Annotated in this window: 24 protein-coding genes; 5 read left to right on the top strand and 19 right to left on the bottom strand. The window is 38.0% G+C overall.

Annotation, left to right across the window (positions count from 1 at the left end):
• Positions 1 to 52: 52 nt before the first annotated feature.
• The 13 genes from C9J42_RS09200 to C9J42_RS09140 all read right to left on the bottom strand — a co-directional run bounded on the left by C9J42_RS09200 (position 53) and on the right by C9J42_RS09140 (position 12004).
• Positions 53 to 613, bottom strand: a complete 561-nt coding sequence (locus C9J42_RS09200; protein WP_107247209.1) for a chalcone isomerase family protein — start codon at positions 611 to 613, stop codon at positions 53 to 55.
• On the bottom strand, positions 614 to 1186 hold the full coding sequence (locus C9J42_RS09195) for a DUF2878 family protein (RefSeq protein ID WP_107260984.1): 573 nt from the start codon (positions 1184 to 1186) through the stop codon (positions 614 to 616).
• On the bottom strand, positions 1174 to 2415 hold the full coding sequence (locus C9J42_RS09190) for a cyclopropane-fatty-acyl-phospholipid synthase family protein (protein ID WP_107207178.1): 1242 nt from the start codon (positions 2413 to 2415) through the stop codon (positions 1174 to 1176). The genes C9J42_RS09195 and C9J42_RS09190 overlap by 13 nt, the downstream gene beginning before the upstream one ends.
• A complete protein-coding gene (locus C9J42_RS09185) occupies positions 2408 to 3262 on the bottom strand; it encodes a DUF1365 domain-containing protein (protein ID WP_107207179.1) in 855 nt (284 codons plus the stop codon). Before C9J42_RS09185 ends, C9J42_RS09190 begins: the two co-directional genes overlap by 8 nt.
• Before the next feature lies 1 nt (position 3263).
• Positions 3264 to 4607, bottom strand: coding sequence for an NAD(P)/FAD-dependent oxidoreductase (locus tag C9J42_RS09180; RefSeq protein ID WP_107287569.1), 1344 nt, complete (start codon positions 4605 to 4607; stop codon positions 3264 to 3266).
• Complete coding sequence (locus tag C9J42_RS09175) at positions 4607 to 5335, bottom strand: SDR family NAD(P)-dependent oxidoreductase (RefSeq protein ID WP_105062256.1); 729 nt, start codon at positions 5333 to 5335, stop codon at positions 4607 to 4609. Before C9J42_RS09175 ends, C9J42_RS09180 begins: the two co-directional genes overlap by 1 nt.
• Positions 5332 to 5769 (bottom strand): nuclear transport factor 2 family protein, encoded by a 438-nt coding sequence (locus tag C9J42_RS09170; RefSeq protein WP_105062257.1) that lies wholly within the window; start codon positions 5767 to 5769, stop codon positions 5332 to 5334. The genes C9J42_RS09175 and C9J42_RS09170 overlap by 4 nt, the downstream gene beginning before the upstream one ends.
• A 20-nt stretch (positions 5770 to 5789) precedes the next feature.
• A complete protein-coding gene (gene phrB / locus C9J42_RS09165; RefSeq protein WP_107207182.1) occupies positions 5790 to 7259 on the bottom strand; it encodes a deoxyribodipyrimidine photo-lyase in 1470 nt (489 codons plus the stop codon).
• A gap of 52 nt (positions 7260 to 7311) precedes the next feature.
• Positions 7312 to 8103, bottom strand: a complete 792-nt coding sequence (locus tag C9J42_RS09160; protein WP_107301912.1) for a MerR family transcriptional regulator — start codon at positions 8101 to 8103, stop codon at positions 7312 to 7314.
• 235 nt (positions 8104 to 8338) lie between these two features.
• Positions 8339 to 9607 carry an O-acetylhomoserine aminocarboxypropyltransferase/cysteine synthase family protein gene (locus tag C9J42_RS09155; protein ID WP_107260990.1) on the bottom strand — a complete coding sequence of 423 codons (1269 nt, stop codon included), beginning with the start codon at positions 9605 to 9607 and terminating at the stop codon, positions 8339 to 8341.
• A gap of 127 nt (positions 9608 to 9734) precedes the next feature.
• Positions 9735 to 10688, bottom strand: coding sequence for a DUF523 and DUF1722 domain-containing protein (locus C9J42_RS09150; protein WP_107301911.1), 954 nt, complete (start codon positions 10686 to 10688; stop codon positions 9735 to 9737).
• A gap of 129 nt (positions 10689 to 10817) precedes the next feature.
• A complete protein-coding gene (locus C9J42_RS09145) occupies positions 10818 to 11033 on the bottom strand; it encodes a TIGR02450 family Trp-rich protein (protein WP_005365110.1) in 216 nt (71 codons plus the stop codon).
• 23 nt (positions 11034 to 11056) lie between these two features.
• Complete coding sequence (locus C9J42_RS09140; protein WP_105062262.1) at positions 11057 to 12004, bottom strand: DUF523 and DUF1722 domain-containing protein; 948 nt, start codon at positions 12002 to 12004, stop codon at positions 11057 to 11059.
• Positions 12005 to 12227: 223 nt separating this feature from the next.
• On the opposite strand from C9J42_RS09140, the gene C9J42_RS09135 reads away from it, so the two are divergent.
• Positions 12228 to 12416 carry a hypothetical protein gene (locus C9J42_RS09135; protein WP_107207186.1) on the top strand — a complete coding sequence of 63 codons (189 nt, stop codon included), beginning with the start codon at positions 12228 to 12230 and terminating at the stop codon, positions 12414 to 12416.
• Positions 12417 to 12528: 112 nt separating this feature from the next.
• On the opposite strand, the gene rlmF is transcribed toward C9J42_RS09135, so the two are convergent.
• Entirely contained in the window at positions 12529 to 13551 is a 1023-nt protein-coding gene (gene rlmF, locus C9J42_RS09130; RefSeq protein WP_107207187.1) for a 23S rRNA (adenine(1618)-N(6))-methyltransferase RlmF, read from the bottom strand.
• A gap of 286 nt (positions 13552 to 13837) precedes the next feature.
• Here rlmF and C9J42_RS09125 point away from each other — a divergent pair, with 286 nt between their 5' ends.
• The gene (locus C9J42_RS09125; RefSeq protein WP_107260998.1) at positions 13838 to 15058 is read left to right on the top strand and encodes a transporter substrate-binding domain-containing protein; all 1221 of its coding nucleotides are present in this window, start codon (positions 13838 to 13840) and stop codon (positions 15056 to 15058) included.
• 78 nt (positions 15059 to 15136) lie between these two features.
• On the opposite strand, the gene viaA is transcribed toward C9J42_RS09125, so the two are convergent.
• Together viaA and C9J42_RS09115 are read right to left on the bottom strand one after the other, a co-directional pair.
• Entirely contained in the window at positions 15137 to 16594 is a 1458-nt protein-coding gene (gene viaA, locus C9J42_RS09120) for an ATPase RavA stimulator ViaA (RefSeq protein WP_107292270.1), read from the bottom strand.
• 73 nt (positions 16595 to 16667) lie between these two features.
• On the bottom strand, positions 16668 to 18326 hold the full coding sequence (locus tag C9J42_RS09115) for an ATPase RavA domain-containing protein (protein ID WP_107301910.1): 1659 nt from the start codon (positions 18324 to 18326) through the stop codon (positions 16668 to 16670).
• A 303-nt stretch (positions 18327 to 18629) separates the two neighbouring features.
• Between C9J42_RS09115 and C9J42_RS09110 the strand changes: the two genes are divergently transcribed.
• A complete protein-coding gene (locus C9J42_RS09110) occupies positions 18630 to 19457 on the top strand; it encodes a phosphate ABC transporter substrate-binding protein (RefSeq protein WP_107207191.1) in 828 nt (275 codons plus the stop codon).
• Positions 19458 to 19564: 107 nt separating this feature from the next.
• Here the strand turns inward: C9J42_RS09110 and C9J42_RS09105 are convergent, their stop codons facing one another.
• A complete protein-coding gene (locus tag C9J42_RS09105) occupies positions 19565 to 20425 on the bottom strand; it encodes a sulfurtransferase (protein WP_107261002.1) in 861 nt (286 codons plus the stop codon).
• Positions 20426 to 20469: 44 nt separating this feature from the next.
• The gene (locus C9J42_RS09100) at positions 20470 to 21306 is read right to left on the bottom strand and encodes a DUF5718 family protein (protein WP_107247197.1); all 837 of its coding nucleotides are present in this window, start codon (positions 21304 to 21306) and stop codon (positions 20470 to 20472) included.
• A 194-nt stretch (positions 21307 to 21500) separates the two neighbouring features.
• Here C9J42_RS09100 and C9J42_RS09095 point away from each other — a divergent pair, with 194 nt between their 5' ends.
• Positions 21501 to 22634, top strand: a complete 1134-nt coding sequence (locus C9J42_RS09095; protein ID WP_107247196.1) for a trypsin-like serine protease — start codon at positions 21501 to 21503, stop codon at positions 22632 to 22634.
• Positions 22635 to 22785: 151 nt separating this feature from the next.
• Positions 22786 to 23724, top strand: a complete 939-nt coding sequence (locus C9J42_RS09090) for a siroheme synthase (RefSeq protein WP_107247195.1) — start codon at positions 22786 to 22788, stop codon at positions 23722 to 23724.
• A 130-nt stretch (positions 23725 to 23854) separates the two neighbouring features.
• Here the strand turns inward: C9J42_RS09090 and C9J42_RS09085 are convergent, their stop codons facing one another.
• A complete protein-coding gene (locus C9J42_RS09085; RefSeq protein WP_107247194.1) occupies positions 23855 to 24352 on the bottom strand; it encodes a DUF1097 domain-containing protein in 498 nt (165 codons plus the stop codon).
• Positions 24353 to 24435 lie beyond the last annotated feature (83 nt).

Below are 24435 nucleotides of genomic sequence, written 5' to 3'. Positions count from 1 at the left end.
CCATAGTCTCACTTTGAATGATTAACATGCAGAGTAAGAGAATTTATGCTCGCTATTTTCCAATTAACTGCTGACGTAATTCCGGATACGATGTCTTTGGTGATAACCAAATAGCAATAAAGCTTTGTGATAGCGATGGTGATAAGACTTTCCCTAGTGGTTTACTTTGTTGATAAAACTGCCCTTCACCATTACGGAGAACGAAAGTTAATCTATCTCCCTTTTTAACGTCTGGCCATATGGTTGATAACGTTTTTAGCCACGGTGTTATCTGTTGGCTGCTATAACCTAAATGTTGCCATTGTTCTTCAGTCGCATCCAACAAGGCATCTTTATCGATATTACGTAGATAAAGAATAATTAAAGCTAAATCATCTTGCGTCCCCTTATATCGTCCTGTTGGCGTTTTTAGCTCTGAGTGATAAATATCCCATATTCCCCACTCAAGTGTTGCTTCACCCACTATTTTCCACTGATACCATGGGTATTTATCACTAAGGGTCTGTAACTGTAGAGTAGCGTTATTTTGAATCGCTTTATTGCTATAATCCGCTTCTGCTTTAGCAACATTAGAGCATATCAATAAACCCAAAAAGATAACGAGTGTTCGCATTTATTGCTCCTGTGCGGTCGGATTATTTGGATCTTTATGTAAAATACGCAGTAACCATAAAAGATACGCCGATAGAGCCAACCAGATCACTATTAGCACAAAGAATGTATCTAATGTTTCTAGCTGCCAAATTACCGCACCTAATTTCATTCCAGACCAATAACTCAATGCACCGCCAAAACTGCCAGCCACCAGCAACCAATGTGTAGCAAAGCTACTAATTGATGTGCGTAGAACCCAAACAAAAGTTGTGAAACCCAACCAAAGCAATATCAGCCAAAGTGGTATTAACCCAATACTCTCCACATTAAAGAAAAGTGGCGTTCGATTAGGTATTGGAAAATCAAACACCTGCCAATGTCTGAGCATTGAATCAATCACTATGCCGGGTATCGATGCTAATACAGAGAAACGCCACGCCTTAGATTCCATAAACCATGTAGCTATTAGTATGAAAACCAAGATATAAGTAAAACGATATTGCCCCCACACAGCGAGTAACCAATAGAAGTTAAACACCATGCCAGCCAATAACACTTTTAGTTTGTTTGCCAATGGATTTACTCTCTCCATTGCGGGCGACTTGCGACAAATTGAATAGTACTAATGGTGCGCTCTAAGAATCCCCCCTCGCAATAAGCAAAGTAAAAACGCCACATCCTCATAAATCTTTCGTCGTAGCCATATTTTTCTAATGCTACGGCATTCTCATTAAACTGCTGATGCCAATCCTCAAGCGTTTTCGCATAATCTAAGCCAATATCTTTGATATCTCGCATCACGAAATCACTGTGCTTGGTTAGATTTTCAAGTAATACGGTAATTGAAGGTAAGAAACCGCCAGGGAATATGTGTTTTTGAATAAAATCAACGCCGCGGCTGTAACTATCATAACGTTGATCGGCAATTGTGATTGCTTGAATCGCCATTAAGCCAGTTGGTTTTAATAATGACTGACACTTTTCAATATAGGTTTTAAGGTATTGCTTACCGACTGCTTCTATCATTTCAACCGATACTAACTTATCGTATTGCCCCGTTAAATCGCGGTAGTCGTCCATAAGTAAGGTGATACGATTAGATAGGCCTTCTTTTTCAACTCGCTCTTTTGCCCATAAATATTGTTGCTCAGAGATCGTAGTAGTGGTAACACGGCAGCCGTAGTATTTCGCTGCATGAATCGCCATACCGCCCCATCCAGTACCAATTTCTAGTAAATGATCGTCTTCAGTCAATTTTAATTTCTGACACAAACGATCCATCTTATTCCATTGTGCTTGATCCAACGTGTCATTTTTATTGAGGTAAATAGCCGAAGAATAAAGCATATTAGGATCAAGAAAGTGACGATAAAGATCGTTACCAAGATCGTAATGTGCTGATATGTTTTTGCGCGCATTCTTAATGGTATTTTTACGCAGCAAGTGCCCAATCTGTTCGGAGATTCGACTCATCCAACCCATTTTTGCTTCTAGCTTATCTAACGTTGTCAGGTTCTTAGCCAAAACCCGTACTACATTGGTTAAGTTTGGTGAATCCCACCAGCCTTCCATATACGCTTCACCTGCACCAATACTGCCATCCGTCAGTAAGCGTTTATAAAAAAGCGGGTTATGGACATTAATACTCGCTTGTAGCGGTGCTTGTTTGTCACCAAAGAAGACGGTGCCTTCCGTTGAATCAGATACACTTAAGCCCGCATTAGAAAGGTGTTTTAATACTTTAAATAAAATATGCCGAGATGCATGATCAGAGGCTGATACATTAACTGATGATGATTGTTGTACGTCGCTTCTAAGCATTGTCATTCCCTCGTTTAATCTTGTGTTTATTTACTTTTTCATACGGTGTGTTATTTGGGTGATCATAAATTGGTACGCCTTTAATAAATAATTTAAGCGCTTGCCAATAAATACCTATAACAACCTTTATTGTCATAATCGGTGTAAGCAGTAATTGCTTGATAAGTATTGCAGATGTGAAGTTTTGCTTACGCATCTGCATGGTGGCATCAAATACTTTTTGATGGCTATTTTTCGAATCACCCGAATACCTGCTCGGAGAGATGCAATCTTTGTATCGACTCACAGCCAAGTTAACCAGCAAATTGCTATCAGGCTCTGTTAATCGCCAATGATACTGTTGATGTATAGGGTTAAAAGGTGAAACATGAAACGCCTTATCATGACTATATTCACGCCCCTGCCAATATTGCGGGGCCGGTATCGCATAGTAATGACGTTCGTTCCAAGGTGTATTACTGACTTCAGCTAACATATATTGCCATTGACCTTCATCATCATGGAGGTAATACAAATTAAGAGGACTGAAATACAATCCGCAATAACGTAAGTGACATAGCATAGTGACATTGCCATCAATCATTTTACCTGTTAGCGCATAGACCTTATCTTTTACAGCTTGTGCTAAATCAGGATCACCTTTTACGTAATCATCACGTCGAAATCGAGCGAAATTAAACAGTGATAATCCAAAGCCTTTTACTTGTTTATCCAACTGATCTAATTCATTTAAGTGGATATGGGGCATAAACATAGAATATGTGAATCTATGATCCACTGGTGTAAAGCGTCGATGCCTAACCCATCCCTGAAAAATGCCGCTTTTAAGCTGATTATCTTTCCCCATACTAATAACTTCGTATGACACTTTTGTATGATGGTTCATGAGAAACATTCAGAGATTGCGCTGTTTGATCTACACTTTCTGATTGTGTCAGTGATTGCATTTTTATCGCTTCAACAACATCTAACGCACTACGTACCCCGTCTTCATGAAAACCGTTATACCAATACGCTCCGCAGAACCATGTTTGATTTTCTCCATTTATCAGATGACGTTTCTGCTGAGCCGCAATACTTTGAGTATTGAAAACAGGATGAGAATAAACAAATTTGCGCAGTATTTTGTCTTTATCTATCGATTCAGTTTGGTTAAGGGTTACACAAAATGTTTCAGGAGCTAGAATGCCTTGAAGTATATTCATGTTATAAGTCAGTGACGCTAAGTTACGTTCTCGAGCATCACGAGATTTAGGTAACGAATAATTCCAAGATGCCCATGCAGCCTGACGTTTTGGTAATAACGAAGTATCGGTATGAAGAACCACTTCGTTTTCTTGATAATGAATATCTGATAACACGTAGTTTTCTTCTGATGTTGCATCAGACAGCATTTTTAACGCTTGATCACTATGACAAGCGAAAATCACTTGATCAAATTCTTCTTGCTTAGTATTAACCGTAACAATTACCTTGCCTTTACTACGCTTCACCGAAGAGACAGGGCTATTTAGTTGAATACAATCTCCGATATAAGACATCATTTTTCTAACATATTCACGAGAACCACCCGGTATTACACGCCACTGTGGACGATTAGTTATGTCTAACAAACCATGGTTTAAGAAAAAACGCAGAAAGAAAGCTAAGGGAAAACGTCTCATATCAGATAACGTTGAAGACCAAATAGCAGCCCCCATCGGTAAGATATAATTTTCAGCAAAGTAATCACTAAACTGATGCTGAGTTAAAAAATCACCTAGCGTTTGATTCATTAACTCACTATCACCTACAACCTTTTTAGCAAGCTTATTAAACTGGGTGATCTCATACAAAAAGCGATAAAAAGCCGGGTTCAATAAATTACGTTTCTGGGCAAACAGTGATGAAATAGTATGCCCATTATATTCAAGCCCCGTACGCTCATTGTGAACACTAAAGCTCATTTCGCTTGGCTTACCTGTTATTTCAAGTTGTTCAAGCAAATTTTCAAAGTTTGGATAAGTACGATCATTAAAAACAATAAACCCAGTATCGATGGCATAATCACCACTATCTACAGTGACATCTACCGTTGCAGTATGCCCACCGACATAACTGTTTGCCTCGTAAACAGTAACTTCGTGTTCTTGATGTAAATACCAAGCGGACGTCAAGCCTGAAATACCGGAACCTATAATGGCTATTTTCATTATGATTTCCCCGTCATTCGTTTAATTACTGCCAATCGAAATGTAATTGGCAAAAGCGCAATAGTTTTAAGAAACAGTGTAAAGGTGGCAGGAAAACTAATTTCTTTTTTTCCTGCAGCAATACCTGATCTTATTTTTTTTGAAGCATGTTCGGGTGACACTAACATTGGCATCGTAAAATCGTTTTTATCTGTTAATGGCGTTTTTACAAAACCAGGATTCACTAACGTAATTTTCATATTCAAATAAGCGAGATCAACAGCAAGTGCTTGAGTGATATAACTCATTGCAGCCTTAGAAGCGCCATAGGCTTCTGCACGTGGTAAAGCAACGAAACTGGCAGAAGAACTGATAATGACTAAATGCGTTTTTTCATTAAATCGCGCTTGTAAGGCTTCTATGCAATGGAGAACTCCGTAAACATTGACATCAAAAACGCGTTTAACTAATGCTGTATCAATTTTTCCTTCATCAATGTATTCACACGTGCCGGCATTTAAAATAATTAACTCTGGTAGAGTCTCTAAGGATGTAAGCGCTGATAGTGTGCTTTCAAAATCTGTTACATCGAAACGTAATGTTTTTATCGCTTGATGTTCTTCTTCTAATTCATTTAAACGCTGCGCATTTTGACCGCAAGCAATAACACGCCACCCGTCATCTGCATAATCACATGCAAGCTGTTTGCCAATCCCCGAACTAGCACCTGTGATCAATACCTGATTCATTGCCCTAACCTTGATTTAATGTGTCGAATAATGCGTCCAAACATGGGTAGACCTTCATAAATCATTTCCCCCATATCGAAATAATCACGATGATAAATCACTTTATCTTGTTCAAATTTCAGCTGAGTACAGCCTTCTAAACTACGTTCTTTGCCATTTTGTAATCGAGGATGTGAAAAGTGCATTGTCCATTGAACAAACGCTTCATGATCATCTTCTACATAGCTATTAATAATAAATCGACAGCTATTTATATTTTGATAAAGGTTAAAAAAGTAAGCTTCTAAAGCACTAAAACCTTCAATTTTATGTGCAGGATCTTCAAAAATAACTAAATGATGATAAACGTCAGACAGTTGAGAGAGGTTGTCCTTTCCTAGTTGTCCATACACATTAAAAAACTTAATTAATGCAGGGTTTATCACTGCGTCCATTATTTATTCCTCCACCAGTGTTATTGATGAATATCCATATAAGCCTTTGCTTGTTTAAAAGACTCAATTGCGACTAGACGGGCTTCCTTATGATCGACAATTGGCAATGGATAATTCAGTGATTCTGCACTCGCCCATTGATGCGGCGTGTGTATGTATTTATCCGGAACATGTTCTAATTCCTTAACCCATGTACGGATGAAATCACCTTTTGGATCAAATCGTTGCCCTTGTAGTGTTGGATTAAATACTCTGAAATAAGGTTGTGCATCGGTACCTGTTGATGCGGCCCATTGCCAACCTCCGTTATTGGAAGCGAAATCACCATCAATGAGGTGCTGCATAAACCACTGCTCACCGACACGCCAATCACATAACAAGTCTTTCGTTAGAAAACTTGCAGTGATCATACGTAAACGATTATGCATCCAACCTGTTGCACGTAATTGCCTCATAGCGGCATCGACAATAGGAAACCCCGTTTTTCCTTCTTGCCATGCTTTAAGTAATGTTGCGTCATCTTTCCATTTGACAAACTGAGTAAACTTTTGAAATGGCTGATGTTGGCTTAATTCAGGGTAGCGATGAAGTAAATGACCATAAAACTCACGCCAAACAATCTCGTTCAACCATGTAAAAGCGCCATCATCCTTATTAATTTCTAATGCATTTGGAAAGTGCTGCAATAGCTGATGCAGACACTGCCTAGCTGAAAGCGCCCCAATAGCAAGATATGGGGATAAACAACTAGTGCCATCAATCGCGGGAAAATCTCTGTTTTGGTGATATGATTCGGCTTTAGTTTCACAAAACGTTTCTAATCTTTGTGCAATAGTTTCTTCATCTACTGGCCATAACACACTATCGATAATGGGATAGTTGAAAGCTTTGATTTGATGACAGGCAGACAATAACTTAATCACCACGTCACTAGTTACAGTGTCACCCTTATTTGTTACAGGGTAACTAGGTGATAATAAGAAACGCTTGATCCATGCATTTCTAAATGGGGTGAAAACTTTGAATAATTCCCCATCACGGGTCAAAACCATTTCAGGCTGCAAAATATAATTATCATCAAAAATACTGAATTTTATACTATTTTTTGCAAGCAATTCCCCTACAGCTATATCACGTTTATGCTCATTAATTGGATATTGTTTATTCGCAAAAACATGCACAGCATTATAATCAAAACAAACTTGCTCAATAACTTTAACCGATTCTGAGAAGTCATTAACTTCAATAACTTGCAAAGGAATATTTTGTTTAGCCAACTGTTGCTTTAATACTTGTAACCGACGATGAACAAAGTCTACTTGAACTGCCGCCATATTATGTTGGTGCCACTGCATAGGCGTTGCAATAAAGAGTGCGATAATAGGAAGTCCACTATCGATTGCATGATTTAATGCTGTATTATCAACAACACGTAAATCTGAACGAAACCAAATAATAACGTGCTGCTCTTTTACTGTTTTATTTGTCATCATCACTCCTATTAGCTTATTAAAATAATAATGCTGGTGGATCTTTTTACTTCTACTGCTTGTGGATCATTTTTATGCTTCCAATGAAAGAAACTTGAACATTGCTTTCTTTTTCTATTATTTCAATATCAGCTAACTGCTTATTATCAAGTTTGTTTTCTCCAACGATATAGACGTGGTTAATGTCATGCTCTGTTATAAATGCTGACAATCCTGTTACTTTTCCTAAAAAATCTGATAAAACAATCGCGTAATAACCTTCATACGCTAATTTTAAGGCCTGTTGCCACACAAAGTGATTATCTGAAGATGAAAAACTTAACACGAGACTTGGGGGATTTTTATCTGAATTAACTTTCGCTAATACAGTAATAAAACATTGAGTAAGTGCTGAGTTCCACACACTTTTTTGTAATGTTTTTAATGGGTTATCACTGCGTGTTATATGTTGCTCAATTGGCTTTAAAAATTGCTCTTCTAAAACATTAAATGGATAAAGTTTTAATGCTTCACGTACGCGTTTTTCTATTTGTTGTGCTTTACCCTGCTCAATTAAACAGATGGTTTCGTCAACCATTTCTATTTTTTCAACATTTAATTCATGATGTTCAGCAGTACCTTCTAATAAAGGTTTAACCTTACCAATTGATACTCCTTTGGCTAACCAAGTTAAAATTTCATGAATTTTAGCAATATCGCTATCGGTATAAAGACGGTGACCTTTAGGTGTTCGTTGAGGAACTAATAAACCATATCTGCGTTGCCAAGCACGTAAGGTTACAGAGTTAACACCCGTAGCTTCAGATACTTCACTAATTGAATACAACTTAATTTCAACGTTCAAATTATTACCTTCATTCGTAATTTCATAATTAGTTTAAGAACATAACAATACAAACTTGTACAACTGCTCTTTCATGTATAACTATAGTGTTAAACCTCCAACTTGTACAATGATTTAACCTTGTACAAGATTGAAGTTAGAGTTGTATCACATCAAAAAAAGAGGTGGTGAGTAGTAATTAGAAATAAGCTAAGTATTGTGGCAATCAAAATAATGATTGCCACATTGAAAAACGCTATGCGTTAAGTGCTTGTTCTAAATCAGCAATGATGTCATCAATATGTTCAATTCCGATAGAAAGTCTTATCATTTCAGGATGAACACCAGCTTGGCTCTGTTCTTCTGGTGTCATTTGTCGATGTGTGGTTGAGGCAGGATGACAAGCCAGTGATTTAGCATCACCAATATTCACTAACCGTTTAAACAAACCGAGTGCATCATAAAAACGAACACCTGCTTCATAACCATTTTTCAGTCCGAACGACAAGATAGCAGAGGGTTTACCCTTGGTATATTTTTGTGATAACTCGTAATAATCCGAATCAGGAAGACCAGCATAGTTAACCCAACTAACTTGGTCATGGTTAGCGAGATATTGTGCAACTTTAAGTGCATTTTCAGTATGTCTCTCCATGCGTAATGGTAAGGTTTCCAAACCTTGCATCAGCATAAACGCATTCATCGGAGACAGCGCAGCACCTGTATTTCTTAGTGGCACAGTTCGCGCTCTACCAATAAATGCCGCTTCACCAAACGCTTCATTATATACAACACCATGATAAGACGGTTCTGGTTGGCTAAATACAGGGAATCTATCTTTGTACTGTGTCCATGGAAATTTCCCTGAATCAACAATAACGCCACCTAATGTTGTTCCATGTCCGCCCACATATTTAGTCAATGAGTGAACAACAATATCAGCGCCAAATTCAATTGGTTTACATAGCACAGGTGTTGCAACAGTGTTGTCGACGATAACAGGTACGCCTTTATCATGTGCTAACTGAGATACTCTTTCGAGATCAATGATGTTACCACTAGGATTACCAATACTTTCACAATAGACCGCCTTGGTCTTTTCATCGATTAACGCAGCCATAGATTCTGGTTTATCATCTTTTGCAAACCGAACTTCAATCCCTTGGCTTGGTAACATATGAGCAAATAACGTATAGGTTCCGCCATAAAGTTGTGGTGTTGATACAATATTATCCCCTGCTTGAGCTAGGGTTAGAATCGCATAGTTAATCGCCGCGCTTCCAGCACTGACCACTAAACCCGCAATACCTCCTTCAAGCGCAGCCATACGTTTTTCTAATACGTCATTGGTCGGGTTCATGATACGGGTATAAATATTGCCCGGCACTTCAAGATTAAAAAGATCAGCACCGTGCTGTGCATCATCAAACTCGTAGGCTACCGTTTGATAAATTGGTGTTGCGACTGATTTAGTTGTCGGATCGGTTTCGTAACCACTGTGAATGGATAGCGTTTCGTCTTTCATTTTTCTACCTTGAATAATTGAAAAGAATAATAAGTATACAGACTACATTTAATAATCTATTGATGTAGCCTAATGGTTATTTTAGTTCAACATATGGCGTTTATATCTTAAAAACCACAATACGTATTTATAATGAATAACGTAACTTCAATGCTTCAGGATAAGGCGCTAAATAAGCTTGTTTTGATAAATACTCATTAGGGTTTAATGCTAAATGATGATTGATGAGTGTTAACGGTGCGATTAATGGCAGGTTACCTTCACGATAGCGCATAATAACATCGCGTAATTCTGCTTTTTGTTGTTTATCTAAATTACGTTTAAAGTAACCTTGAATATGTAGCAGTACATTCGTATTCGTTTTGCAATTTGAACGATGCTTTAAACCGTCCATTAATAATTGACGATACTCTACAAAGAACGCATTAATATCGTTCCATTGATGACTTTTAGCTAATAACTGACCAAGCTTACGGTACGTTGCTGGGTGGCTTGCCATCAACGCTAATTTATAACGAGCATGGAATTTCATTAATTTATTACTAGTAATTCCGTCCTCACCTTTAACACTCTCATATAAATCATTAAGTGCATAAACCCGAAAAACAAAGTTCTCCCTTAATACCGGATCACATAAGCGACCATCTTCTTCAATCGGTAACCAAGGCATTTTCTGCATAAGGCGTTTAGTATAAATACCAACAGAACCGCCAGGTACTGAGTGACCATTATCAAGATAAAGTTTAACTCGCTCCATACCGCAAGAAGGCGATTTGGCACATACAATGTAACCACACAATGTTTCTAATGAAGGTAAAACATTATCAGTAAATTCGTTCATTTTGTCAGTATAATCAAGTGTATTATCTTTACTATCAACTAAACGAACATCAATACTGTTATCTAATAAACGAATAACTGGACGTGGGATTGTCATGCCTATGCCAACCTCTGGACAAATAGGCTTGAACTCAAAATAATCACTTAACTCTTCGTCTGCGAATTTGAAACGCTTATGACCACCGTCAAAACGTACTTGTTGTCCTAAAAGGCAACCACTTATTCCTACTATAATCGCCATAAATACTCCGTTGACGCTTAACCATATAAACCATAAAATAATTAGGGATAATATTGCTATAAAATAATATTGAATGTAATAATGCTGTAATGATTAGTTACATCTTTTCTATTAATAACATTGCTCACATTATTTCCACCCTTGATGCCATAACGAAGTATTTCTTAAATCTTGCCAATTAATTATAAATTCACGTTTAGACATTACTGCTTCCATCGTGCAATGAAGTACCTTACCTTCCTCGTTAATTTCAAGTTCAGTAATAATAAAATGTTTTTCTTTATTTTTAGGGACTGCAGCAGTCCACTTACTGTTTAACAACTTTTTAGGGTTGAATTGATTCACTATATTTACCCTTAATTTCATTATTACAATGAGAAACGAAGCTTTAGTTTTTCAGGGTAAGGAGATAAATATGCTTGCGTTGCAAGATATTCATCAGGGTTTACTGTTAAGTGATGATTAATAAGTGTTAGCGGGGCAATTAAAGGAATATTTCCCTCACGATAGCGCATAATTACATCACGTAACTCTGCTTTTTGATCCTTATCTAAATCACGTTTAAAGTAACCTTGAATATGCATTAACACGTTGGTGTTATTTTTACGGCTTGCACGGTTTTTCAGAGCGTCCATAAATTGCTGACGATAAGTTAAGAAGAACTCAATTAAATCATCCCACTCATGAATTTTCGATACTAAGCGTCCAAGCGAACGATAAGACTCTTGATGATGTGCCATTAAGCAAAGTTTGTAACGAGAATGAAACTTAATGATTTTTCCTCGAGTAATACCACCGTCAACACTACGATAGAGATCATCAAGTGCATAAACACGGAAGATAAAATTCTCTCGCAGTACTGGATCACATAGTCGGCCATCTTCTTCAATAGGTAACCATGGCATTGCTTCCATTAGACGCTTGGTATAGATACCAACAGATCCGCCTGGTACTGAGTTACCATTTTCTAAATACAATTTAACTCGTTCCATACCACAAGAAGGTGATTTAGCGCACACCACATAGCCACGTAACCACTCAAAACTAGGTATAATTTCATCGGCGAACGCCTTCATTTTATCAGTGTGATCAATAGCATTATCTTTACTATCAACAAGCCGTACTTCAATGCCATTATCTTGTAAACGAATCACCGGACGCGGCGTAGACATCCCAATAGCCATTTCAGGACATACCGCTCTAAAGCTGAAGTATTCAGCTAAGTCTTCTGCTACAAAACGATTACGTTTATGCCCGCCATCAAAGCGTACTTTCTCGCCTAATACACATGAACTGATTCCTACAGGGATACCCATACCCGCCTCCAAAGTTGTACAGTTATTTCTTGTTGTACAATCAATGTAGACAAATAGATCACCTTGTACAAGTTTTTTTTATTGTATAAGTATTGTGATGGCGAATGAGAGCGCCTATAAGGCTTAAAACACACTTATCGTTAATATTTAATTAACAATACCTTAACTTGATCTAAATCATCATGATGATTTGGAAAGAAGCTTATTGTTAACAGGAGGTGGTATGAAATTAAGAAAAGATAAAAGATGCTATACCGATCTTTGTATTAACGGTAAATGGTTCCATCATGATCACTGCACAAATACGGCTTATATGCTGAAAGGAGGTGATTCTCCTCTATTAGAATTGGCAAGAATACCGCAAACAGAGAGTGAGCTTATTGGACTGCTAGAGGAAGCAACATTAAATTAACATAGTGGTATGTTCTATGATTCTAATTCTGTGTAATCTTTGGATATTAATGAGAACCAATCATAAAGCGATGTATTGATAAATACATCGCTTATTTATAGCAAAAGCTAAATTAGCTCCAGCGCTCTTGGCGCCATTCTTGTTGCTGTTCTTCGTTTAAGAACGTCCAAGCAATAAGACGTGAGATCTTTTGACCTTGTGACATTTCAATAGTTTTTACCGAAACCGCACCCACTTTCTCAAGTTGCTTGTAAAGTACGCCTAGGTTTTCTTTCTTCGAGACTAAAGTGGTAAACCAGAAGCACTGTGTAGCCTTACTTGCACTTTGGTTGATCATTTTTTTGATAAAACCGACTTCACCGCCTTTACACCACAATTCAGCTTTTTGACCACCAAAGTTTAATACAGGTGTTGTTGATGACTTCGCATTATTAAAAGCAGGCGATACTTTACCGCGAGAACGAGCTTGTTGTTTCTTATTCGCATTTGCTGCAAGGTTACGAACTTTTCGTTCAGAACCTGCCATTGCTTCTTCTTCAGAGCTATGGAATGGCGGATTACATAACGTAAAATCAAACACTTCTTCATCATTGATCGTATCTGTAAAGATATTATCAGCATTCTTTTGTAGACGAATTTGAATAGCGCCTTTTAAACGTGGATTGTTACCTGCAATGAATTTTGCTGATTTCACAGCAAGAGGATCGATCTCTGAACCAACAAATTGCCAGCCATAAACACGATGTCCAATAATTGGGTAGACGCAGTTTGCACCGATACCAATGTCTAAACCACGAATACCTTTACCTTGAGGAATCGCCCCTTCGTTAGATTGCGCTAATAAATCAGCAATGTAATGCAAATAGTCGGCACGGCCAGGAATGGGTGGACATAAAAAACCAGCAGGAATATCCCAATGATCCACTTGATAAAAATGCTTTAATAACGCTTTGTTTAATGTTTTAACTGCGAGTGGATCGGAGAAGTTTACAGAAAGATCACCATAAGCATTTTCGCTAACATGCTGATCTAACTCTGGGGTGGCTTTAATTAGTGTCGCAAAATCATAACGCGCACGATGTGGGTTACGTGGGTGTAAGCCTTGCTTAGGCTGTGCGTTTTTCTTTTGGGTCATCTTTGCTTCTCGCAGAATTGGATCTTATCAAAGCGCAGCATTGTACATGCTTATCGATGATAAACTTAGTGTTTAAGGTGTTAATGATTAAATAAATGGCTAAATCGTCCACTTATTATTGCTATATCTTAATAATTTGACGTGTTGTTTAGTTCTAAAATACAAATTATCAGCTCTTACCACTGCTTATTTGTCATTTTTAAGTCCAATATCGCATCAGTACAAAAATCAAAACAAGAGAAAGGATTTATACTTAATAATAAAAACAACAAAAGGATAGTTAATAATGTCGCAAGAAAATACTTTTGTTATTTACTGTTCTCCACGCCTCGCTAAGTACCCTCACCTGCCTTTACTCGTGCTATTAATCGTTATTTTTGCGGGAAGTTATTCACATATCGCCATCGCAAATACACCAGTGACAGCAATAACGGATACCTCAAAGTCAAACCATCAAGCTGTTGATACATCACATGAACTGACAACGGCTGCGTTAAGCAACAAGGAACTGGTCATCGGCACTTATATTTGCCCTCCTTTTGTTATGCAAGATCAATTTGGTGAATATACAGGATTAAGTATTTTACTATGGCAGCAAATAGCTGAAAAGTTGGAGATCCCTTACACCTTCAAAAATTACCCTTTAAAAGATCTATTACAAGCGGTTGCGGCAAAAGAAATCGATATTGGGTTATCGTGTTTATCGATCACACCAGAACGAGAGCAAATCATTGATTTTTCGCACTCTTTTTACGAAACGCATCTTGCAATTGTTGTTAAATCTGCCAGTCATTTCGATACGTTTAAAAGTATTATAACTAACAGACACCTCTTAACCATTATTGCTATTTTTGTCACGGCTGCGGCAATTATCGGTGGCCTCTATTATTTATTAGAGCACCGTGTTAATGACAAGCTTTACTCGATGCGTTCAAGACCCGCGCAATTAATTGAAGGTTTTATTCTAGGGTTGTTATTTATTACCAAAGGACCTTTTAATTATTACGAATTTAAAACGCTAACAGGACGAGTACTAACCGTTGCACTGGCGGTTTTCACAACCCTGTTTATTGCCAGTATCACCGCAGTTTTAGCCAGTACATTTACTATCGGATTAATTAATAGCGATATAAAAAGCCCCAACGATTTAGCGAATGTTAATACTGGCGCAAAGACTGCTTCAACGTCGTCGCAATTTTTAACTCGTCACAGTATTGCCCATCGTCAATACGACACAGTCGTTGAAATGTTGGATGCTTTAGAACGTGGTGAAATCGATGCTGCCGTGAATGATGATGCAATCGTAAAATACGAGCTAAAGATCGCAAAACAAAACGGTAAATATGAAAAATTAACTGTCTTACCTTATCAATTTGAAAAGCAAAATTATGGTATCGCGTTAATAGAGCAAAGCCCTTACGAAGAATCAGTAAACCGAGAATTACTACAATTTAGGCAGAGTAATGAATGGCGTAATGCATTGCTTGAATACTTTAAAATCAAATAGCGCAGAACATAAAAAGAAAAAACAGATATTTGCGCTATAGCGTTACAGGATTAAGCTATAGCGCGAATAATGTAAACATTAACGAATACGGAATAATTTACCTAGTTGACTTAATTTAGAAGGGTGATAAGACCAACAATGATCGAACATCTCTAAAAGTTCTGGATTGCCGTATTTTGACAGGTTAACGGCATGAAAACGGTTCTTCTGGGCTTTCAGTTTTTCTACTCGGCTTAACATAGCCTCAGGCTGGCTAGGCGCAATAAAGTCAGATAGCACCACGAGATCAGCGTTTTTATATTTACCGTCACTCATCAAATCAATCGATTGATCTAATACAGGACCAAGATCCGTACCGCCATGAAATGAATAAGATAAAAAGTTAACCACTTCGCTTAACCCATCTTGCTTCGTCAACTCGTACGTAATCTGTTGAGTTGAAAACATAATGACATAACAATCACGTTCATCAGCAAGTGCTATTTGCATTAAGCCATAAGCCAGTGCTTTGGCACAATTTTCAGGGAAACCCGACATAGAACCTGAAGCATCAATACAAACAATAAATGGGCCTTTATCTTGATCTACCTGTTTAGTTTGTCGCTTATACGCTTTTACCTTACGTAGTTTACGCTGCGTACCTTGCATACGGTAATTCATTAAGCGTTTATCGGCTAAGTGTTTATAGAACACCACTTCTAATTCAGGATAGGCTAAAAACATTGCTTCATTAGGTAAGAGTTTGGCGAGATCGTCACTTTCATGGATCCCGACAATATCATCAGTGACATTGTCACTTTTCTCTTCCACCAGTTTAAGTTCTTCTGCTTTTACGCGCTCTTTATTAGGATCATCGACTTCACTGGCCATACGCCCTAACTTCTCAGCAATATCTTGCAAGCCGTTATTGTTTTTTAAAAACTTAGCAATTTTCTTCATGACATCGACATCAGTCTGCGTCAATTTCGCTTTTGCCATATCCCATAAACGACCGGCCTTTTTCTCATCGCCAGCTTCAGTTACTTCTTCCACTTGCTTTAACGTTTCAATACGCTGATACAAGTCTTTCAACAAATCTTCTTTATTTTCTTCAATTTCCGATTCTTGCGCTTCTTTTAAGGCATAAGCAATATACTCATACCACTTGTCACAAAAGAATCGTTGAAACATCGGGTTATGTTTCTGGTGTTCTTTGGCTACAAGATTTTTTGCTTTGAAATAAAACGAAGACTGCCCTTCCAGCTTTTTTACGACTTCATCAGCATGCTCGATAAAATAATCTTGATCCCATTTACAGACTTGTTGATAAAGCTCTATTTCGTCATGAAACCGTTCTACCACCGTTCCCTTAGCGGTTTGACGGATCATTTGCCCTCGCCATTTCATGACTTGGTTTTTCATCGCCGTTTTAACACCAGGGCTAGATTCTGCCGCCATTAATAACTGCGGACGTACCATGACTTCATGAACAGCACTATCAATAACGCCTGATTCAGCAAGCATCAATGCGAAGTTTAATCCTTCAGAGACTGGCATACGCGATTCTCCTTTTTCGTGCCTACCGTTAGGTGTTGATTACACCTAACGATAAACTGCTTAACCACAAGCATTATTTGGCAAAATACTCAGAAAGATGGGTAATGCGAAATGCACTCTTTTCGACAAGCCCTTTAAGCTCTGCCACTTTATCTGCAGCATCACATAGACTTTGTTCAATCAGTGCAGGAAAAGCATCATTGATAAAGTTATGCGGTAATGCTCCATGGAAACTTGCACGTGACTTTTTAATGTTATGCTCTGCATCAACTATTTTTGCCATGGCACCGTCAACACCGTCTTGCCATGTTTGTTGCTGAGTTTCAGTGATACCTTTATTACCTGCAATGCCTACTAATACCGAGCGATTAGCAATATCTTTAATGGTTAGGCGGTTTTGCGCATCAATTTCAAATTGTAAGCGACACAAATGCGTGTTCTTATTTACAAAACCATAAATATCACATTTACCCGTCCTAATTTTCTTATCAAACTCATCACCATCTACGTATACCCATCGGCTATCACCCGGCTCTTGTTCCGAGACTGATGGATTTTGCTGTAGCATCACCAATTTGATCATACGAGGGTTGTTGTTAACGTTAAATCTTGCGGCTGTCGCAAAGTTATATTTAAACCACTCTTTACGCATAGTGCTTTCTTTAGTAAAAGGCACAGTCAATTTTTCAACGACATCATTGTTAATCTTATTGATGATAGTTTCTGCTTCATTAGCGTCTAAACTTGAGTGAGTCTGATTAAAGGCATGTTCTGTCGCGAATGTATTAATGATATTACAAATAACATTACGCGATTCTGGGCTATGCCATAAGCAATCTTGCAACAGTAACAAATCAAGTGGGTTGATTTCACTACGACCATTAAAAAACGCGCTGGCTTTTAATAGCCGTACCGACTTTTTCCAACGTCGATCAGAGATATACAACTCACTGTCACTATCAATCACATCGGTTTGATTAACATGCTCTTCAACCATTGATTTAAGCTTAAAGATTTGTTCAAAGGTCTCTTCACTTAATTGGATCTCATCAATATGCTGCTGCCAGTTAACATACTCTTCATCTTTAATAGTGAGACTTGGATCTATTTCTTGTAGTGTTGGCCCTTCCCCCATCAATAGGGCTTTAAAGTTCTTTTTCTCTTGAATACGATTAACAAATACACGAACGAGCATTCGATCATATAAAGCATCAAGGCCACTATCTTCATCAGGTAACTCGTTAGATGCGGTGATCAACAAGCGCATAGGTACAGGTAGTATGTCTTGACCATTTTTGAATGTACGTTCATTAACCACTGTTAATAACGTATTTAGAATAGCAGGGCCGGCTTTCCAAATTTCATCAAGAAAAACCACTTGTGCTGTCGGTAAGTAACCATCAATTAAACGGACATATTTACCATTGTCTTTTAACTCTTGAATAGATAAAGGTCCAAACACCTCTTCAGGTGTTGAAAAACGCGTCATCAAGTAATCAAAAAATTTGCTATCATCAAAAGCCTGAATTAATCGTTTTGCAATTAAACTTTTTGCGATCCCTGGTGGCCCTAAAAGAAAAACACTCTCTCCTGCTAATGCCGCAAGCAAACACAGCTTAATCACTTCCTCACGTTCATAAACGCCATTAGAAAGCCCTTTAATCAATTTTTGAATCCGTTCAGATAAAATTGCTTTATTCGGTGATGTTGCTGTTGTTGCCATTTTAAGCATATAACCAACCTTGTGTATTTCCTACTAACGCTGCACGGCGCCTACCTCAATCATTAAATGTAAATCCCTACACTTAATGTTACATCTGTTAATCGACTTTAGCATTTTACTAAGTTGATTCAAAATTTTATCTTATATTGGCAATGATATTAACTATATACTCTCATGGCATTAACCTTTTACAGTGACTATTTCTAGTTACCATTAACTCGCCAACACATGACTTTTAGTTATGAGATTCACAAACCTGTCACACTATCGTAATAACATACGCTCGAAATAATGAAGCTCATGGAGTAAAAAATGCTTAAAACCGTAATTCGCTTACTCGCATTAGGCGTATGTATATCATTCAATGTACAAGCAAAAGAAACAGTCACCGTTGTTGGATCTACATCGGTAAGTCACATTATGGATGTGCTTGCAGATACCTACTCGTCAACGCATAAAGACACCACAATTGAAGTTCAAGGTATCGGTTCAACCGCGGGTATTAATGCTGTTAAGCAAGGTGCCGCTGAAATAGGTATGAGCTCCCGTGTCATTTCTCGTGCTGAATTAGATAATAACTATAAAGCCATTACTATTGCTTATGATGGTATTGCGCTTGTAGTAAATAAAGCGAATCCGGTAACAAATCTGACGCGTGAGCAACTTATTGCTATTTACCAAGGTAAAATCACTAACTGGAAATCAATTAACGGTAAAGATTTAGATATGGCAGTCGTGAGCCGTGAAAATGCATCAGGCTCTCGTTTTTCATTTGAACACTTTTTTGGGTTAACCAAACAAGTTTCTGGCTTTACTGTTTCTAATATCAGCCCACGCGTACTGGTGGTAAGTACCAATGGCATGGTGAAAAGTTTAGTTTCACGTAATAAACATGCAATTGGCTATGTCTCTCTTGGCTCTGTTGATGATTCAGTCAAGGCTCTCTCGTACGATAATGTTTTACCGACTGCTGCCAATATTGAATCAGGCGAATATAAAATTGCTCGACCGTTTTTGTTGATGTTTAAACAAAAAGGCTTAGCCAATGATGCGCAACAATTTATTAAATTTGTCCTTTCTAACCAAGCGCAAAGTATTATCAAAGATAAGGGCTATGTTGCTATTGATGAGAAAGCCTGATCGTTACAAATTAAATACCTCACCTTAATAACCAATAGAAATAAGGCGGCAGTATTAATTATCATGCTATTACACTGCTCGCCTTTATATTTCTATTTTAACGATATTTATTTAACAACGGGGTAACACTCAGTTGCACCCCATTCTGTCCACGAACCGTCATAAACAGTGAGCGCTTTACGGCCAATCAAATTTGCAGCTAAAGCTAAAATGCATGCTGTCACACCTGAGCCACAGCTAAAAATTAAACGCTGTTCTGGTGTTGATAACACATCAAACTTGGCTTTTATCTCGGCTAGCGCAATAAAGTGGCCATTATCAAGCAATTCACCAAACGGTAGATTTTTTGCATTAGGCATATGACCACTTCGAATGCCCTCACGCGGCTCTTTCACTGAGCCCAAGAAGCGTGCACGTGGCCTTGCATCAATCACAGCAACATTTTTATCAGTGAGTAATTCATTAAGGTGTTTAGCATCTATCACCCATTCTGATTGTAACTGGGCGTTAAAATCCATTGGGATTATACTTTCTAGTTCACCTGATTCGAGTTCAAGCCCTGCTTCTATCCATGCCGGTAACCCACCATCTAAAACAGAAACATTATTGTGTCCCATCGTTTTAAACATCCACCAGCCACGTGGCGCTGAAAACATGCCTAAGCTATCGTAAATCACGACATGGGTATTATTACTAATACCTAGTTTGCTTACCTCGAGTGAGAACTGCTCAGCCGACGGTAACATATGCGGTAAATCGGTATCTGGATCGGCTAGCTTGTTATTAAAATCAAAAAAGCGTGCACGTGGAATACGTTGTTCAATCAGCTCTTGCTCTGGAGAGCGATCAACGCCGGGCATAAAAGACGTAGCATCTAATACGACAAGATTGTTCTGTGCATTATTCGCTAATGCTTGATGTAACCATTGCACTGAAACTAAGTCTTGATGTGGTACTGATGTCGACATGACGGATCCTTTGTTTATGCTATTAACCAAATTGATCTTACTACTTAATCAACAGTTTGTACCAATACAGATAGCCCATTACTTTGCCAATCATTGTTTTCAGCCATACGCAGTACATCTGCACTACTATATAAAATGCCATCATATACAACCACAATACTGGCATCGCCTGGTTGTAAGAAGTGTGTTTCTCCGTATGGTGTATAGCGAGTTGCACCAATACTAATAATGGCTTGCTTTGGGTGATCAGCTTGATTTAGTAGCGCGTTAATATTTTCAGTTGGCCCAATATCCTGCTGGTGATTCATACGTTCAATAACCCAATCAAGCAGCTTTTGGTGAAAGTAGCTATATCCAACTACTGGGCTATCTTCACCATAGCAATGAAGTTGACCATTAGAACGATGAAAACTTGCGATACGGAAACGATCTAATATCCCACCAGTTTGGAAATGGTCGATATCAATCAAGGTTTCTGAAATCCCTTTACTGTTTGCTCCCCAATTCTTTTTCTCACTAATTTTATTCGCATCAGGCTTTCTAATAGAACAATCATTATACGCTGCAAACTGACGTGGAATTAAACTAACAACATTGATTTCACCAGTACTTTTTTGTTGATATTTAATATCACAAATAAGCGCAACTTCGGGCTCAATCTGTAAATTATCAGCGTTGTTTGATGGCGTAATGCGCGTAGATGAAAGTGGGTATACCGTTAAGAATGAATTTGTATTAGAAGGCACATAAAAAGGAAAAATGCCTTTGGGTTGAACTTCTTCTTTTACTTCTATATCTAAAAAATCCCTCGCTTCACCCGCTTGTTCTAAATGCCCAGCAAAGTTACCTGCAATACCAAAACCAATACATGATTTAAACATAACTCAATCCAGATAATGAAAATATATCGTAGATTCTAAATTCATCAGCAAAATTTTTCTGGAGTTCAGTTATCACTATTATGTATCGAAAATAATACAAATTCATTTTTTTGCGATAAATGACACGCTACTAGTAATTTTTTAAACAGTTGTAGCTACGCTTTAATAAACAACAGTTCAAGATGGAGCTGCACATGACATTGCATTTATGGCTAAAAAAATTAACGTACTTAGTCGGTATTTTTGCTGCTTTTAGCTACCAATCATCTGCGTTAGCGAATACACCAGTTAATGCACAAGCAACAGCAAAGGCCATTAATGGTACCGATGCTACCCTTTATGATTCACAACTGATCCCTTGGCAAGCGGCACTCAAACAAAAAGGTTTCGACAGTGTCAGCTGTGGCGCTGTTGTGATAAGTGAGTATTGGTTACTAACAGCAGCACACTGCAACTCATCAAACATTAGTGATATTGCCATCGTTGGTACAAGCATGATTCAAGATGGTAATTTTGCAAATCTTGATAAAAAGCATTTTTTTAATATCGTAAAGAAGATCAGTCATCCTAATTATAATGAAGACAATTTTATCAATGACATAGCGCTCTTTCGCGTTAATCGTTCAATGTATGGTATTGCCCAGTCAGTTAAACTAGCTACTCCTAATGAACAAATCATAGCTGATAATATATTCAGCAACACTTGGGCGACCAATATGGATTCTCCTGTCACTGCTATTGCTTCTGGTTGGGGAGACACTCTTAGAAAAGGTTATCCAACTACATTACAAGTAATTAGTTTAGCCGGTGTTCCTGATAACCAATGCGTTGGGCTCAATATCGGTAATGAACATATTGTCTGCGCAGATTCAAACATTAATGGCTTAATTAAAGATGTATGTAGCGGTGATTCTGGCGGCCCGCTTATCTGGCAAAATCATCAAGCAGTATCTGATAGTGATAAAGGCATTCGGTTAATCGGGTTAACCAGTAATGGGGCAAAATGTTCAAATCGAAATGACAACCCAGAAAACCAATATAATCAGCTTACAGGGCAATATACCCAGGTTTCTACCCATCGAGATTGGATAGAACAACAAATACAAGATTATGATAATTCAACATTCACACTTAATGATTCCTCATTACAACCAACGCTGAATATCGATCCTTTTGCCGTAATAAAAGATCCTTCAAATAATAGAGACAATACGCAAACTGTCGTAACTGCGGCTGCAGAACAAACAGAAAGTGGCGGTACAGTAACCTTTTATAGCCTCCTGCTAACTCTTCTCATACTTTACTATCGCCGAAACCAAGGTAACTAAACACAGCTAAATGATTACAATGTTAAACTTGCTCTTAATAATCTTTTCATGGTACTAAATTAGTAACCTTTATGAACTGATTGATTTCTTAGTAAACATTAGCTTGTTGCACAACTCAAAATAAAAATGAGCGATTTGACGGATATACGAAATGGATTTTTTCCCTGTTTTTCTAAAGTTAACCCATAAAAAAGTATTAGTCGTGGGTGGTGGTGAAGTGGCCTGCCGCAAAGTAGATCTATTACTTAAAGCCCAAGCTAACATTACGCTTGTCTCGCCAGAGCTTCACCCTCATCTTGTATCACTACTCGATGAAGGTAAATTTGAATATCTAAAAGCCCGTTATAAAAAGTCACTTCTTACACAATTTGACCAAGTTTGGGCGACAACCGATTCTCGTGAACTCAACCATCAAGTTTATCATGATGCTAATGCATTAAAGATATGGACAAATGTTGTTGATGATCCTGCATATTGTGATTTTATAACGCCATCCATGATTGATCGTTCACCAATGCAAGTTGCCATTTCAAGTGGTGGCGCATCACCTGTTTTGGTTCGTTACTTACGAGAACGTTTCGAAACACAATTACCACAAAACTTAAGCTTATTAGCTCATTATTCAGGACAGCAGCGTACTCGAATAAAACAGCATTACAAAACCGTTGATGAACGTCGAAAGTTCTGGGAGACATTCTTTCGTCTACCAGCAGTTGAAACAGCAACAACAGAGCAAGAATTAGAACAGGCTTTTAGTGAATTATTAGCATCATACCAAGATACAGGCGCTAACTTGTATTTAATCGAAACAGGTAACGACCCTGAATTATTAACACTGAAAGCATTACGTTTGATGCAGCAATCAGAGTTTGTTCTCTACCCTGAAGGGAAGAATGATATTTTTGTCGACCTTTGCCGTCGAGATGCTGATCGTGAAAGTTACGAACACGAGAACGTCATCGCTCGTGCGAAACAATTACTGAATGAGGGAATGCGAGTTTGTGTATTAGCGTCTAAAGACCAACACCGACCAGCATTGAAAAAGCTGTGTATCGAGCGTAATGGTATTTTTGTGCCTAGTCATAGCTAATACATCGTAAATAGACAAATATAAATTTATCATTACATATAACAATGCCGCTGATTAATCGCTTTTTTAAGCATAAATCTAGCGGCATTTTTATAAAGCTGGTTAATGAGCAATATGTAAGATTGTTTACTTAATCCTGGGTGATGGGTAACTCTATTTCAGCGCGAGCCGTTTTTTTTTCTGCGAGTTTCGCGTGTAGCCATAAACCAGAACTTTTCATTAAATAGCCAAATACTACACCCACAACCAATGATGGTATAACCAATTGCCAATTACCATTTGCAGCAAACGTTGCGCATGAGCCTATAAAGGTACCAGGGATAAAAGATAACCACGATTTTTTTGCTTGTGCGCACATCATAAATGCAACTAGAGCAGTGACAACGTAACCAATAATCTCAAAATGAACTAAAGATGATAACTTAATGATCACCATCGCCCAAAAAACACCGCTTAAGTTTGTTGCAATGCTTAACCCAACGCCTTTTATACCATCGCGCTGAAGAGCAAAATATGTCGTGCAGCCAAGAAATCCTCCCCAGCTTAATAAGCCCAGAGATACAGCTACCCAGCCCCAAATCCCAGATAAAATTCCTGTTGTTAAAGCGATTGCTATAAGTACCGACATGACTCACTCTTTTGCGATGACAGAATTGTATTGAGTGTAACCTAAGACCTGTTCAAATTAATCAACTAAGATCACACAAAGAA

Source organism: Photobacterium sp. GB-56, assembly GCF_003026105.1.
GTDB lineage: Bacteria > Pseudomonadota > Gammaproteobacteria > Enterobacterales > Vibrionaceae > Photobacterium.
This window is presented reverse-complemented; position numbering and strand designations above follow the sequence as displayed.

Bases quoted from the DNA above. Each gene is read 5' to 3' on its own strand.
- C9J42_RS09190 (WP_107207178.1), bottom strand. From the start codon at position 2,415: ATGCTTAGAAGCGACGTACAACAATCATCATCAGTTAATGTATCAGCC.
- C9J42_RS09150 (WP_107301911.1), bottom strand. From the start codon at position 10,688: ATGGCGATTATAGTAGGAATAAGTGGTTGCCTTTTAGGACAACAAGTA.
- C9J42_RS09140 (WP_105062262.1), bottom strand. From the start codon at position 12,004: ATGGGTATCCCTGTAGGAATCAGTTCATGTGTATTAGGCGAGAAAGTA.
- rlmF (WP_107207187.1), bottom strand. From the start codon at position 13,551: ATGACCCAAAAGAAAAACGCACAGCCTAAGCAAGGCTTACACCCACGT.
- C9J42_RS09200 (WP_107247209.1), bottom strand. From the start codon at position 613: ATGCGAACACTCGTTATCTTTTTGGGTTTATTGATATGCTCTAATGTT.
- viaA (WP_107292270.1), bottom strand. From the start codon at position 16,594: ATGCCAGTCTCTGAAGGATTAAACTTCGCATTGATGCTTGCTGAATCA.
- C9J42_RS09115 (WP_107301910.1), bottom strand. From the start codon at position 18,326: ATGCTTAAAATGGCAACAACAGCAACATCACCGAATAAAGCAATTTTA.
- C9J42_RS09175 (WP_105062256.1), bottom strand. From the start codon at position 5,335: ATGAATCAGGTATTGATCACAGGTGCTAGTTCGGGGATTGGCAAACAG.
- C9J42_RS09090 (WP_107247195.1), top strand. From the start codon at position 22,786: ATGGATTTTTTCCCTGTTTTTCTAAAGTTAACCCATAAAAAAGTATTA.
- C9J42_RS09095 (WP_107247196.1), top strand. From the start codon at position 21,501: ATGACATTGCATTTATGGCTAAAAAAATTAACGTACTTAGTCGGTATT.
- C9J42_RS09170 (WP_105062257.1), bottom strand. From the start codon at position 5,769: ATGGACGCAGTGATAAACCCTGCATTAATTAAGTTTTTTAATGTGTAT.
- C9J42_RS09180 (WP_107287569.1), bottom strand. From the start codon at position 4,607: ATGAAAATAGCCATTATAGGTTCCGGTATTTCAGGCTTGACGTCCGCT.
- C9J42_RS09100 (WP_107247197.1), bottom strand. From the start codon at position 21,306: ATGTTTAAATCATGTATTGGTTTTGGTATTGCAGGTAACTTTGCTGGG.
- C9J42_RS09135 (WP_107207186.1), top strand. From the start codon at position 12,228: ATGAAATTAAGAAAAGATAAAAGATGCTATACCGATCTTTGTATTAAC.
- C9J42_RS09110 (WP_107207191.1), top strand. From the start codon at position 18,630: ATGCTTAAAACCGTAATTCGCTTACTCGCATTAGGCGTATGTATATCA.
- C9J42_RS09105 (WP_107261002.1), bottom strand. From the start codon at position 20,425: ATGTCGACATCAGTACCACATCAAGACTTAGTTTCAGTGCAATGGTTA.
- phrB (WP_107207182.1), bottom strand. From the start codon at position 7,259: ATGACAAATAAAACAGTAAAAGAGCAGCACGTTATTATTTGGTTTCGT.
- C9J42_RS09085 (WP_107247194.1), bottom strand. From the start codon at position 24,352: ATGTCGGTACTTATAGCAATCGCTTTAACAACAGGAATTTTATCTGGG.
- C9J42_RS09125 (WP_107260998.1), top strand. From the start codon at position 13,838: ATGTCGCAAGAAAATACTTTTGTTATTTACTGTTCTCCACGCCTCGCT.
- C9J42_RS09155 (WP_107260990.1), bottom strand. From the start codon at position 9,607: ATGAAAGACGAAACGCTATCCATTCACAGTGGTTACGAAACCGATCCG.
- C9J42_RS09185 (WP_107207179.1), bottom strand. From the start codon at position 3,262: ATGGGGAAAGATAATCAGCTTAAAAGCGGCATTTTTCAGGGATGGGTT.
- C9J42_RS09195 (WP_107260984.1), bottom strand. From the start codon at position 1,186: ATGGAGAGAGTAAATCCATTGGCAAACAAACTAAAAGTGTTATTGGCT.